This window comes from Bradyrhizobium sp. NBAIM08 (assembly GCF_020193935.1).
GTDB classification, from domain to species: Bacteria; Pseudomonadota; Alphaproteobacteria; order Rhizobiales; family Xanthobacteraceae; genus Bradyrhizobium; species Bradyrhizobium yuanmingense.
On record NZ_JADYVR010000557.1, the window covers coordinates 1 to 430 of the forward strand.

Below are 430 nucleotides of genomic sequence, written 5' to 3' on the forward strand. Positions count from 1 at the left end.
CGCCGGCAACGCCCCTACCGCACTATTACAAGCGGAACAGCGACCCGGACGCCGACATTTCGGCCGAGTCCAAGCGTAGAGCCGACCTGTGAATCGAGAAAGTCACGGAACTGCGTGTCCAGCAGATTGTCGACGGTTGGGGCGGAGTGCAAGCGACAAGCTGGCGGGACTACGCTTCAAATGGCATTCCGACGGAGAAATCACGCTCAGCCAATTCCCTGAGCCAGCGTGCGGCATCGGCCGCACTGTACGTGACAATGATGTTCGCGCCGGCGCGCTTGATGGCAGTCAGCTTTTCCAGCGCAACTGCCTTCACGTCTATCCACCCCCGCTCCCCCGCGGCACGCACCATGGCATACTCTCCACTCACTTCGTAGGCTGCAAGCGGAGTATGTGGAAGATCGGAACGCAGGCGGACCAGTGTATCGAG

1 pseudogene is annotated in these 430 nt (G+C 60.7%); it reads right to left on the reverse strand.

What is annotated here, in order from left to right:
• Positions 1-169: 169 nt before the first annotated feature.
• A pseudogene (locus I6F37_RS40930) lies at positions 170-430 on the reverse strand (hypothetical protein); the annotation flags it as partial.